This is a genomic window from Streptomyces sp. NPDC002623, from assembly GCF_053592635.1.
Window position 1 is genome coordinate 90,438 of sequence record NZ_JBSFWB010000013.1, and the last position, 12,419, is coordinate 102,856.

At 73.2% G+C, this 12,419-nt stretch carries 10 protein-coding genes; 6 read left to right on the plus strand and 4 right to left on the minus strand.

Going from position 1 to position 12,419, the window contains the following annotated elements:
- The first annotated feature begins 9 nt into the window (after positions 1–9).
- Genes ACWD4O_RS24155 through ACWD4O_RS24165 form a run of 3 tightly spaced genes read left to right on the plus strand, consistent with a single transcriptional unit; the run spans position 10 to position 5,008 of the window.
- On the plus strand, positions 10–399 hold the full coding sequence (locus tag ACWD4O_RS24155; protein ID WP_451282710.1) for a hypothetical protein: 390 nt from the start codon (positions 10–12) through the stop codon (positions 397–399).
- Positions 400–406: 7 nt separating this feature from the next.
- A complete protein-coding gene (locus ACWD4O_RS24160; RefSeq protein ID WP_451282712.1) occupies positions 407–1,363 on the plus strand; it encodes a hypothetical protein in 957 nt (318 codons plus the stop codon).
- A gap of 42 nt (positions 1,364–1,405) precedes the next feature.
- Positions 1,406–5,008, plus strand: a complete 3,603-nt coding sequence (locus ACWD4O_RS24165) for a CHAT domain-containing protein (RefSeq protein ID WP_451282714.1) — start codon at positions 1,406–1,408, stop codon at positions 5,006–5,008.
- Between the two features lie 22 nt (positions 5,009–5,030).
- Here the strand turns inward: ACWD4O_RS24165 and ACWD4O_RS24170 are convergent, their stop codons facing one another.
- From ACWD4O_RS24170 to ACWD4O_RS24185, 4 genes are all read right to left on the minus strand, one after another.
- Positions 5,031–6,203 carry a tetratricopeptide repeat protein gene (locus ACWD4O_RS24170; protein WP_451282716.1) on the minus strand — a complete coding sequence of 391 codons (1,173 nt, stop codon included), beginning with the start codon at positions 6,201–6,203 and terminating at the stop codon, positions 5,031–5,033.
- Positions 6,204–6,310: 107 nt separating this feature from the next.
- On the minus strand, positions 6,311–7,096 hold the full coding sequence (locus tag ACWD4O_RS24175; protein ID WP_451282717.1) for a polysaccharide deacetylase family protein: 786 nt from the start codon (positions 7,094–7,096) through the stop codon (positions 6,311–6,313).
- 126 nt (positions 7,097–7,222) lie between these two features.
- Complete coding sequence (locus ACWD4O_RS24180) at positions 7,223–9,136, minus strand: glycoside hydrolase family 5 protein (protein ID WP_451282718.1); 1,914 nt, start codon at positions 9,134–9,136, stop codon at positions 7,223–7,225.
- 100 nt (positions 9,137–9,236) lie between these two features.
- The gene (locus ACWD4O_RS24185; protein ID WP_451282720.1) at positions 9,237–9,809 is read right to left on the minus strand and encodes an AMIN-like domain-containing (lipo)protein; all 573 of its coding nucleotides are present in this window, start codon (positions 9,807–9,809) and stop codon (positions 9,237–9,239) included.
- A 150-nt stretch (positions 9,810–9,959) separates the two neighbouring features.
- Between ACWD4O_RS24185 and ACWD4O_RS24190 the strand changes: the two genes are divergently transcribed.
- From ACWD4O_RS24190 to ACWD4O_RS24200, 3 genes are all read left to right on the plus strand, one after another.
- Entirely contained in the window at positions 9,960–10,187 is a 228-nt protein-coding gene (locus tag ACWD4O_RS24190; RefSeq protein WP_451282722.1) for a DUF6400 family protein, read from the plus strand.
- On the plus strand, positions 10,174–10,431 hold the full coding sequence (locus ACWD4O_RS24195) for a hypothetical protein (protein ID WP_451282724.1): 258 nt from the start codon (positions 10,174–10,176) through the stop codon (positions 10,429–10,431). The genes ACWD4O_RS24190 and ACWD4O_RS24195 overlap by 14 nt, the downstream gene beginning before the upstream one ends.
- Before the next feature lie 155 nt (positions 10,432–10,586).
- Complete coding sequence (locus tag ACWD4O_RS24200) at positions 10,587–12,278, plus strand: hydrogenase maturation protein (RefSeq protein ID WP_451282940.1); 1,692 nt, start codon at positions 10,587–10,589, stop codon at positions 12,276–12,278.
- Positions 12,279–12,419 lie beyond the last annotated feature (141 nt).

Genomic DNA, 12,419 nt, shown 5'->3' on the forward strand with positions numbered 1-12,419 from the left:
CAACGCCGTATGAGCTACGCGATGTTGGTGGATCCCCGGGCCGAGGTCGAGGGCTCCGCACGGGTGTTGCTGCCCGCCGGGACCGCTCTGAACGACGCCGCCGAGGCCTTGGGGCGGTTGCTGGTCCTGGAAGAGCGCCTGGACCGGATCCTGATCGTCGTGGGCGACGTGCAGATCGGGGTCACGTCGAGCACCTACCTGCGCACCGTCCTGGGGATGCAGCCGACCCGCGGCTCCGGCGACGAGGTGCGCGCCGCGGCTCCCGGGGAGTCGACCCGGTTCAGTGTGATCGCGTTCCGCTGCGCGGTGTGCGGGAGTCACGCCTACGCGGCCTTCTACGACGACCGGTACCGTCCGGTGTGCCAGGCCGGCGAACACGGACCGATGGAACTGAGGTGAGCCCCGCGTGAGCCTCGGGCCCGCCGTCCCCAAGCCGCTCGACGGCTCCGTGAGGTTCTTCTCGGTGGCCTATCTGCCGACGTACACGGCGACGGTGTTCATCCTTCTCCTGGTCTGGGCGGGGGCGCCCGGGAAGGACGTGTCCCTGCGGCGCGCCTGGCGCACCGCCACCGAAGTGGGCGCCGGGGAGGCGGTGTGGATCCTCGTCGGCACCACCGTGATCGCCGTCGTCTTCCAGCCCTTCCAGCTGGCCGTCATACGGCTGTTGGAGGGCGGCCGGCCCGATGCGCTCGGCGCCGGCGTCGGCCGGGCGTTGCAGCGTCGACGCAAGGCACGGCTGGCGGCACGCGCCGAGCTGACCGGGCCGGCGGGGGAGCCGTCCGCCGAACTGGTGCAGCGGGCGGGCGCCGCGGCCGCCGCTCTGCGACGGCGGTATCCGCTCCCGGACCACCTCGTGCGGCCGACGGCCCTGGGCAACGTCCTGGCGGCCCTGCGCGACACGGCGGGCCGGGACCACGGCTGGGACGCCGCGGTCGCCTGGCCGCGGCTGTACCCGGTGCTCTCGGACCGTGCGCGTGCCGTGGTCGACGACTGCCGTGACTCCCTCGACGGAGCGGCACGACTGTGCGTCACCCACGCGGTGACCGCGCTCGTCGGCGCGGCGCTGCTGCTCCGCTCGGGCTGGTGGCTGCTGCTCGCCCTGGTTCCCGCCGCGGTGGCCGCACTCGCGTATCACGGAGCCGTACAGGCGGCCCTCACCTACGGCGACGCCGTCCGCGCGGGGTTCGAACTGCACCGCTTCGACCTCCTGACGGCCCTGCACCTGCCGTTGCCCGACAGCCTCCAGGAGGAACGGGCCCTTGCGGAGGAGCTGTGCCGGCACTGGCGTCAGGGCCTGCCGCCGCCGGATGGGTACGTCCACCCGCCCGACCCTCTCGACTCGACTCCGCCGCCCGGGAGTTGAGGCACCCTGCCCCCGACGGCCCGGCGACCCTATGGTGTCGGTATGAGCAGTGATGTTCCCCGCCGTGGGCGGCCCGCCGGGGCGTCGGTCGGCGAACTGCACCGTCAGGGCCTGTCGGAGCTGGAGCGCTACCACCGCACGGGGGACGTCTCCGCCCTGTGGCGGGCCCAGGACCTGCACGGTCGGGCCGTCGACGCCACCACCGACGGCAGCCCCGACCGGCATGTGCACCTGAGGAACCTCGCCCACGTCGAGGTCGAACTGTACGAGCACACACGCGATCTGCCGACCCTTCGGCGAGCCGCACACCACCTTCGAGGCGCTCTCGACCTGGCCCCCGAGGGCCACCCGTACCAAGGGGTCTACCTCTACGAACTCGGCCGCGCGCTACGACAGTTGCATCACAGAACCGGGGAGCGCGGACAACTCGTCGAAGCCGCCGAGCTGTTGACGCGCTGCGTGGCGCTCCCGCCCGCGATGCCCGGCGAGCGCGCCACCGAACTCGGCGGTCTGGCCGAGGTTCTGGGGGAGCTGTACGACATCGGTCGGGAGCCGGAACGTCTGCTCCAGGCCGTCGCGGCACAACGGCGGGCGCTGTCCGAAACGCCGCCCGGAAGCCCTGAGCGGATCTCCCGACAGGTCAACCTGGCCTCGTTCCTGAGTAGTTGGTACGACCTGACGCGGGAGCGGCCGGCGCTGGACGAGGCGGTGGAGATCCTGCGCGGCGCCCGCGACGAGACGCTCGGGAACGGCGGCGCGCTGCCGTGGGAGTCGGCCTTCAATCTCGCCGGGTGTCTGGTGGACCGATTCCGGCTCGACGGCGCTCTCGGAGAACTGGACGAGGCGGTCATGCTCCTGCGGCACGTCCTCGAGACGGAACCCTCCCTCGATGACTTCAGCCGTCTCATGGTGACCCTTCGGGCAGCGGACCTGTCGGTGGAGCGCGGCGAGTTCTCGGGCCAGGTGCACTGGGTCGACTGGGCCGTGCGGGCCCTGCAGGAGAGCGTGCGGACGCTTCCCCGCGACGACCTGAACCGCGGGGTGCCCCTGCTCGAACTGGGCCAGGCCCACGCGAGCCGGTACGGCCTCACGGACGATCCGGCCGACCTCGAGTCGGCGATCGCCCGACTTCGCGCCGCTCTCGACGTGTTCGGGGCGGACGAGGGCTCCGCGGAGAACGCCGGAGCCGCCGCCTCGGTGCTCGCCGTCCAACTCGCCCACCGTCACGAGCGCACCGGCGACGCGGCCGACCTGGACCAGGCCATCGAACTCCAGCGGGACGCCGTCGGACACGCCTCCCCGGAGAGCCTCAACTTCGCGGCCCTGCACGGGTCCCTGGGCCAGAACCTGCTCCAGCGGTTCGTGGACCGCCACGACCTCGGCGACCTCGACCGGTGCGTCGATCACCTCCAGCGGGCCCTGGCCGTGCTGCCGCCGCACTCGTCGAACGTCCCCGCGCTGCTGTCCGGCCTCAGCAGCGCCCAGCGCGCCCGCTACGAGCACACCGGCCACCGACCGCACCTGCACGAGGCCGTCGAGACACAGCGCGCTGCGGTCGCCGCGTGTCCGCCCGGGGCGTCCCAACGGCGGTTCCTGCTGGGCGGCCTCGGACTTCTGCTGCGGCTGCGCCATGACGCCGAGGGCGTCGGCACCGCGGACCTCGACGAGGCGGTGGGCCTGTTCCGCCAGGTGCTCGCCCTGTGGCCGGGCGACTCCGGGAACGGCCGGATCACCCTCCTCCAACTGGCCGAGGCACTGCGGTCCCGAGCCGAGGCCCGGGGGGACGACGCCGATCTGGCGGAGTGCGTCGAGGTGCTGCGCACGCTCGTCGCCGGCTACCCGGCGAATCACCCGGCACAGATCTCCCCGCGCACCGCGCTCGCCGAGGCGTTGCACGCACTCTTCCTGGCGACGGGCGACGAGCGTCTCCTGGCGGAGGCCTTCGAGGTGGCACGGGCGTCGGTCGAGGTACGCACCGCGCCGGTCGGCGAGCGCCTGCACGCCCGGGGCACGCTCGGGCAGGTGTGCGGCACCCGGCACGACTGGGAGGCGGCGCGCCACTGGCTGACGGAGGCGGTGCGGCTGCTGCCGCGGCTGGCCGCACGCGACCTGGACCGCACGGACCAGCAGTACGTCCTGGCCCGCGAGCACGGCCTGGCGGCCGAGGCGGCCGCGTACGCGCTGGAGGCCGGCCGCCCCGAACAGGCCCTGGAGGTGCTGGAACACGGGCGCGGCGTGCTGCTCGGCCGTCTGCTGCGGTCCCGGGAGACCGATGTGGCGCGGCTGCGGGAACGCGCGCCCGCGCTGGCCGAACGATTCGTGCGACTGCGCGACATGGAGGATCCGGCGCCGCTCGGCGGCGAGACGTACTCCGCGGCACGGGAGCGACAGACCGTCGAGCGGATGTGGACCCGCGAGGCCGAGTGGGACGCGCTCCTGGCCGAGGTCCGGTCCCTGCCCGGCATGGCGGACTTCCTGCGCCCACCGACCGCACAGGAGATCGTGCGGCAGGCCGGGGCGGGACCGGTCGTGGTGATCAACGTCAGCATCCGCTGCGACGCGCTGATCGTGGCCGGCGGAGCACTCGACGTGGTGCGGCTGGAGACCACCGCCGAGGAGGTCCGGCACAGGGTGGCCGGGTTCCTCGCCGCGGTCGGCGCACCCGCCGACCGCTCGGAGGGCCTGGACGAACGGCTGGCCCGCCAGGAGAGCGTCGCGCAGACACTGGAGTGGCTGTGGGAGACGATCACCGGACCGGTCCTGGAACGGCTCGCCCTTCCCCCGCGGTCCGGGCCCGACGGCACTCCCGCGCGCGTGTGGTGGTGCCCGCAAGGGGCGTTGGCGTTCCTGCCGCTCCACGCGGCCGGCTACCACGGCCCCCGGGCCGCCCCGGACGACCAGCGGTGCGTGCCGGCACGGGTGGCGTCCTCGTACACCTCCACCGTCGCCGCGCTCCATCACGCGAGGACACGGCGTACGGGGACCCGCCGGGGCGGATCCGAACAGCTGGTCGTCGGCATGTCGCACACCCCGGGGGCGGGGGACCTGCCGAACGCGGACGCCGAAGTCCAGGCCGTGGGGCGACATCTGACGAACCGTCGGGGACATCGCGGAACCGTCGCGCTCGTCAACGAGAACGCGACCAGGGACCGGGTGCTGGAGGCCCTGCGGGACGCGCGGTCCGTGCACTTCGCCTGCCACGCCGTGGCCGACACACAGGACCCTTCGGCATGCCGCATCCTGACCCACGACCACGCGACCCGCCCCCTCACCGTCACCGACATCGCGGGCCTGCGCCTCGACGGCGCCCATCTGGCGTACCTGTCGGCGTGTGCGACGTCGTCCACCCGGCACGAGCTGGCGGACGAAGCCGTCCACATCACCGGCGCCTTCCAACTGGCGGGCTTCCGGCATGTGGTGGGCACCCTGTGGCCGGTCGGGGACGAACTGGCTCCGGAGCTGGCGACGACCTTCTACAAGGCCCTCGCGGCACGGGCGACGACGGGCGACGCGACAGGCGACCCGGAGAACGACCCGGACGACGACCACGTGGCGCTCGCGCTGCACGCGACGGTGGCCGAACTCCACACCCGGTACGCCTGGTTCCCGTCCCTGTGGGCCTCGCACATCCACGTGGGCGTATGACCCGCACCGTCGCGTACGGCGTTCAGGCGTCGCCCTCCACGACCAGCCGCAGGTTCGCCCGGGCCCGGGCGGTGCGCGGGTCACCCGGCCCGAAGCGGCGCTCGTACGCGGCGACCACCTGGCGGCACAACGCCTCCGCCTGCGCCCGGTCGCCCCGGCGGTGCACCATCGCGGCCAGGTTGCTCATGCTGGAGACGGTTTCGGGATGGTCGGCCCCGAAGACCTCGGAGTACCCCTCCACCACCGTGCGCATCAGCGCCTCGGCCTCACCCGTACGGCCTGCGCCGTGCAGGACCGAAGCCAGGTTGAACTGCGTGCCCAGCGTGTCGACATGGCCCGCCCCGTTGTTGCGCAAGCGGAGTGCGACGACGGCCCGGTAGTGCCGCTCCGCCTCCGCCCACCGGCCCTGATGGGCGAGGACGGCGGCCTGGTTGGCACGCGCGCTCACACTGACCGGGTCGTCCTCGCCGAACAGCCGCCCGGCGTCCTCCGCGACCTCCCGGTACAGCCGCTCGGCGTCCTCCTGCCGCCCCTGCGCACGCAGCGCCCCTGCCAGGTCGTTGCGGCTCGCCAGGGTGTCCCGGTGCCCCGGCCCGAGGACCTGCTCACGGGCCGCCAGCGCCTGACGGGTCAGTTCCTCGGCCTCGGCCGGCCGGTTCAGCCGGCCCACGATGCGAGCGAGCCGGGCGAGGTTCGTCAGGGCGTCCGGGTGAGCGGCGGCGGACGCCCTGACGTACTCCGCCCACACCGTCCGGGTGAGCTGCTCCGCCTCGGCGAACTCGCCCAGCTGCTCCAGCGCCCGCGCCAGGAACGACGTCGCCGCCAGGGTGTCGGGCCGGCCGTGTCCGACCACGCTGCGACGGCCCGCGACGACATGGCGGAGCAGTTCGACCGCCTCGTCCGTGGACCCCTGCTTCCACAGCACCTCGGCCAACTCGTAGGCCGCGGTGAGGGTTTCGGGATGCGTCTCGCCCAGGTCCCGGTAGGCGGCGCTCAGCGTCCACCGCGCCTTCGCCTCCGGCGTCATCGTGAGCGCGATGTTCACGAGGGGCACATCGCCGGCGCGCTCACGCCTCGTGATGCTGTACGAGACGCCCTCGCCGAGTTCCCCGGTCCCGAGGCTCTCCGGCTCCGCGGGCTCGGGCTGCTGCTCCGCCTTCCCCCGACGCCCCCGCCTTCGCCATCCACCGCTCATCGACCGCCCCTCCCCCTGGTGCGATTCCTGATCCGTCCTCCCATAGTGGCGCAACGGCCCTCAGGAGCCCAGGCGGTGCCCACGACGCGTCCCGGGCGAGTCGTTCCTCAGCGCACCGGGAAGCCGAACGAGTACCCCTGCTCCTTCAGCCACGGCAGCACCTCGCGCAGGGCGGTGACGGTCTGCGAGCGGTCCCCGCCGGCGTCGTGGAAGAGGATGGTCGGACCGTTGGACACCTCGCTCTGCACGGTGGCCACGATGGCGTCGGCGCCGGGCCGTTCGAAGTCCTTGGTGTCGACGTTCCAGCCCAGCGGACGCATCCCGCGAGAGGCGGCCAGGGTGCGGCTGTAAGGGGTGAAGGCACCGCCCGGCGCCCGGTAGTACATCGGCCGGACACCGCCGGAGGCCTCGGTGATCATGCGTTCGGCGTCCAGGATCTGCTGCGACTGGTAGGACTCGGACTTGGTGTCCATGGTGGTGTCGTGCGAGACCGTGTGGTCGCACAGCCGGTGCCCGTCCGCCACCACCGCCTTGACCAGGTCCGGGTGGGCCTGGGCCTGGGTGCCGACCATGCAGAACGTCGCCTTGACGCCGTTCTCCCGCAGCACCTGAAGGACCTGCGGTGTCCAGCCCGGGTCCGGCCCGTCGTCGATGGTGATGTTGACGCCCCGCGCGCCCTGGTCCGAGGCGTGGGCGATCTCCACCGACACCGCCGCCAGGGCGCGGGCGGCGGCCGGCGCCGAAGGGCCGGCGGCGGCGCCCGCTCCCGTCTGCGACCCGCCGACGGATCCGGCCTGCGCGGTCCAGACAGAGGTGACGGCGGCCATCGCCGTCACCCCGATCGCCGCCGCGAGTACTCGGCCGTGCCATCCCCGCCCGCCATGTCGCGCCATGTCAGCCCTGTCCTCGTCCTGGTGGTTGATCCCGTGCAGCTGTCAGGACGACGAAAGTGCCGCGCGGGATCCGCCTGTTACCGATTGCGGACACTTACGGGCAGGTTCGGGGACGGACGGGCTCTGTCAGGGCCGTAGCGGGGCGCACAACAGGGCGGCGGGGCCGGGGGTACTGCCGAGGCGGGTGGTGAAGGCGATGCCGGCGGCGTACTCGTCGGCGGCGCACTGACCCTTGTAGCGGCCTTGGGCGAAGTCCCCGCCGCCGTCGGCCGGCCGGTTGTCGGACCGGTCGAACCAGACGGTGCGTCCGGCGCCGCCCAGCGGAGTTCGGGCGGGCGCGCAGAGCGCCGCCGACACCCGCTCGCCGCGGCGGCTGTAGCCGATGAGGAACTGCCCGGAGGGGCACTGGAGTTTGGTGTAGCCGCCGGCCCAGTCGCCGCCCGACGGGACGTGACGCTCGTCGGTGACGACGGTCTGGGCGTTGCCCGGGGCGCGCAGGTCGCCGCCCGTCTCGTCGGTGCACAGTCCGCGGCCGCCGGTGTGGCTGAGGCCGGTCAACCGCAGGCCGTCGGGGCAGGCGGCCTTGGACGCCCCCGGATCCCAGTCCCCGCCGGCCCGTACCCGCAGCGACTGCACGGAGTCGCCGTGGTCGGTGGCGAGCATGCGGCGGACAGCCGTCGGCGCGACGGGCCCGGTGAGCGAAGGGGACGTCGTCAGACGGCTCCAGGCCGTGCCGCGCCAGTCGCCCTGGTCGAGGATGCCGTACCGTCGCCCGGCCGTGTCGTAGCGCAGCAGCGCCCAGTCGTCGTGGCCCTCCCAGCCGACCAGGGGCCAGTAGGCGAAGTCGGCGTCGTGGTCGGCGAAGTAGTCGGTGAGGTCGCCGAACCAGGTGCGGGCCGCGGCGCCCGTCTCATTGCCGCCGACGCCGAACTCGCTGATCCACACGGGCGCCGTGTAGTGCTGTCCGTCGGCCGTGACGAAGAAGGCCTGGTCGGTGAGGACCTGGTACAGCTGGTCGCGGGTCAGGTCCTGGTAGCGGGGATCGTGGGTCTCGCCGATCCCGGTGGCGCCGCTGTGCCGGGGACCGGTGTAGCCGTAGAAGTGGGCGGAGTAGACCAGCTTGTGCGTGTCCACCAGGGTGTGCGAGAGCGTGCGCACGGGGGCGAGAGTGGGGCGTTCGTGCGGCAGCCCGTCCACGGGCAGCCCGGTCCAGTTGATTCCCTCGACGACGATCAGGAGAGCGGGGTTGGCCTCGGTGAGGATGCGGTCCGCGGCGAGTTGGGCCGCGGCGTACCAGTCGTGGTCGTCGCCCAGGCCCCAGTTGGGGTCGTCCAGGATGTCACGGCGCACCTCGTTGTAGAGGTCGGCGCCCACGACCCGGGGATCTGCGGCGTAGCGGCGGGCCATGAAGACCCAGTCGTCGGCCCACCGCGCGGTGGTCTGACCGCTGTTCCAGCGTTCGTTGCCGTCGATGCCGCAGCACCAACGGGAGGTGTTGGTGTGGTTGTTGAGGACGACCGCGAACCCGTCCTGGGTGAGGGCGGCCACGACGGCGTCGTAGATCTGCAGGGGCGTCCGGCCGCGCAGTTGCGGGTTGGCCGTGACGGCGGCGTCCGGCACCGCGGCCGTCGCGTGGATCATCTCGTTGGAGAACGGCAGCCGGATGCTGTTGATGCCGAGCGCGTGGAAGTCGGCGAGCAACTGCGGCAGCGGGGCGCGGTCCAGGCCGAGGGGTATGCCGTAGGAGTTCTGGCCGGCGTGGTGGTTGGCGGGGTCGGCCGTGCTGCCGCTTCCCGTCCACGAGCCCTGCGCGCCGTCCCAGTTGGCCGACTTCAGCCGGAACCGGTTCCCCCGGGCGTCGACGATGTAGCGGCCGCGGGTGGACAGGGGCGGCTGCCAGGTGTCGGCGTCGGCGGCCGGGGGAGCGGCCTGGGCCGGCGCGTCGGCGGCCCCGGCGGCCGGCGCCGGGGCCAGGAGAGCGAGAAGCACGGCAGGTGCTGTCAGGTACTTGACAAGTCTGGCGAATCCGTTGGTCGGCATCCGGTCCTCTGTGGGGGGTGGCGGGAACGCGAGCGGCGACCGTCAGCCTACGAGGACTCGGCCGCGATGTCCCCACGCAGGACATCGCGGCCCGGAGGTGTCACCAGGAGTGGGCCACGTCCACCACGACATGGCCGGGCAGCCGCAGCACCTGGAAGGGCAGCCGCGCGCGGACGCCGAGCCCGAACTGCGTCACGCCCTCGAAACTGCCGGCGTAACGGGTGTCCCGGAACGTGGCGTACCCGGTGAGGTTCACGCCCGGCAGGGGCTGGGCGACCCTCCCGGGATAGGTGGAGGCGCCGGTCTCGACGTTGTAGGCGGGCGCGTTCACCCGGACCTCGATGACGGCGCCGCCGCCGACGGCGATAGGTCGGCCGGATCCGTCCTGGTAGAGCTGGTCGACGTAGCCCACCGAGTAGCCGAGCTCGGCGCTGCTCGTGCCGGGGACGTCGATGACGAACCGGTCGTAGCAGTCGTGGCGGCCGGTCCTGACGTTCGTCACCGGCGTCGACGTGCCTGCGAAGGACGTCTTGTCGAGGCTGCCCCAGCCGGTCGGGCAGGCGGCGGCGGCCCGGGTCGCGGTGGTCGGCGCGGCCACGGCCGGGGCTGCGGCCACGGCCAGCGTGGCGGTCAGCAGGGCGGCGGTCGCCCAGACGATTCTGGTTCGTACCATGATCTCCCCCGAAGCTGTGTCTGTCGGATATCTACTGAGACAACCGGATTGACCCGAAGGTTGCGCTGAGATTCGGCCGAGGTGCTCCGGGCTGTGACTTCTCCCACCCGCTCTTGCCCAAGCGAGGAAGGGTTACCTACGTTCGGTCGCATGTCCTCCGATTTCGCCATCGATCTGAGCGCGCACGAAATGCTCCGGCGCGCCCATGTGCTGGATGCCCTGGGCCCCGACTGGGATCCCGGCGAGGCCCTGCGCGGCGAGCAGGAGGCCTACGCGCTGCTGTACTCCGGCCTCGACGCGGGCCAGCAGCGCGTCTACGACGAGCTGGTCGAGGCCGGCGTGCTCCCCCCGCGAGGGGACGGCCATGCTGCCCCTTGATCCGCAGGCCGACATCGGCCGTCGCGCCTGGGTCGCCTGCCCGAACTGCGACGACCGGCAGGGCTGCGTCCCGTGCGCCGACGGCCGCAGCTGCTCCACGCACTGGCGCTATCTGCTCTCCAACACCGGCAGCCTGCTGCATCTGCAATGCCCCTCCTGCACCCACACCTGGACGCACGAGACCCGGTTCGGCGCCACCCGCTCCCGCTGGGAGCGGGTCGTCAGCGGCCTGTGGCCACGCTGACCAGGACATCGGCAGGGCGGTGAGGCCGGACGGCGGAGCGAGGCCTGCTTTCGGATGACCTCACCGTCTGTCGGCGGCGGCGGTCGCCCGGCGCACCAGAGGATCGCAGTCGGCCGGGGCGTCCCGGCGTGCCCCTCGTCCGCCTGGAGACAGCTGTGCACATCCTGCTCGTGGCCGGCGCGTTCAACAGCCTCACCCAGCGTGTCCACGCCGAGCTCCGCGACCGCGGCCACCGCGTGGCGGTGGAACTCGCCCTCCCCGACGGCTCGCTGCCGGCTGCCGTCCGGCGGCACGACCCACAGCTCGTCGTGGCGCCGATACTGAGGACGGCGATCCCCGAGGAGGTGTGGACGGCGTACACCTGCCTCGTGGTGCATCCGGGGCCGGTGGGCGACCGCGGACCCTCCTCGCTGGACTGGGCGATCCACGAGGGCGTCGACGCGTGGGGCGTCACGGTTCTGCAGGCCGACGGGGAGATGGACGCGGGCGACGTATGGGCCTGTGTGGCGTGCCGGGTGCCCCCGGTCGCCAAGAGCGACCTGTATCGGGGCGAGATCGCCGACGCCGCCCTCGAAGCCGTCCTCCTCGCCGTGGACCGCTTCGCCGGCGGGACCCATGTGCCGCGCCGACAGAGCGAGCTGTGCGCCCAGGACGGCCTCCTGCGCGTCCGCCCCTACCTCGACCAGAGCGTCCGGCGCATCGACTGGGCCGAGGACTCCACCCGGACCGTCGTGCGCAAGCTGCGGGCCGCGGACTCACAGCCCGGGGTGCTCGACGTGCTGCTCGGCGGCGAATGGTATCTGCACGGCGGCCACCCCGAGGGCGTGCTGCGCGGCAGCCCGGGCGAACTGCTGGCCACCCGGGCCGGGGCGATCTGCCGGGCCACCACGGACGGCGCGGTGTGGATCCCCGAGCTGAGGCCGCGCCGGCTGCCCGGGCGGCCGCCCACGTTCAGGCTCCCCGCCGTGCAGGCGCTGGGCGACCGGCTGCCGCCCCTGCCGGAGCACGCCCCGCCCCCGCTGCCCGACGCGGGGGACCCCGGGTGGACCGACATCCGCTACCGGGAGGACGGGAGCGTCGGCTGCCTCTCGTTCTCCTTCCCGGGCGGCGCCATGAGCGCCGAGCAGTGCCGCCGCCTCCTGCGCGCCTACCGGGAGGCCTGCGCCCGCCCCACCTCGGTCCTGGTCCTCGGGGGTGAGCGCGACTTCTTCTCCAACGGGATCCACCTCAACGTCATCGAGGCCGCCGCCGACCCCGGTGCCGAGTCCTGGGCCAACATCGACGCCATGGACGACCTCGTCGAGGCGGTGCTGACCACCACGGACCGCCTCGTCGTGGCCGCCGTCGCGGGCAACGCCGCGGCCGGCGGGGCGATGCTCGCCCTGGCGGCGGACGAGGTGTGGTGCCGCTCCGGGGCCGTGTGGAACCCCCACTACGGCCTGATGGGCCTGTACGGCTCGGAGTACTGGACGTACACCCTGCCCCGCAGGGTCGGTCCGGCGGTGGCCGAACGGCTCATGCGGGACATGCTGCCGGTGAGCTCGGCGCGCGCCGAGGAGCTGGGGCTCGTCGACCTGGTGGTGGACGCCGACCCCGACGCGTTCGCCGCGGACGTCCGCCGCCTGGCCGCGTATCTGGCGGGGCTGCCCGCGACGGAGGCCCGGATCGCCGCGAAGAAGCGGGAGCTGGAGCTGCGGGAGAGCGCGGCCCCGCTCGCCGGGTTCCGGGAGCGTGAGCTGGCCCGGATGCGGCAGACCTTCGACGACCCGGACGCCCCGTACCACGCCCTGCGCCGGGCCTTCGTCCGCAAGGAGCGTCCCCGGCACACCCCGCCGCATCTCGCCTAAACCACTCGGGGGCCGTCCGCCGTCGGATTCACCGGAACGGCCCCCCATGGCGTCTCGTCGCGGCCGAACGGCTGATACGAAGAAACATGTAGGACTCCGCAGAACATTTAGGGCGAATGCTCGCCTTGATCCCATACCTCC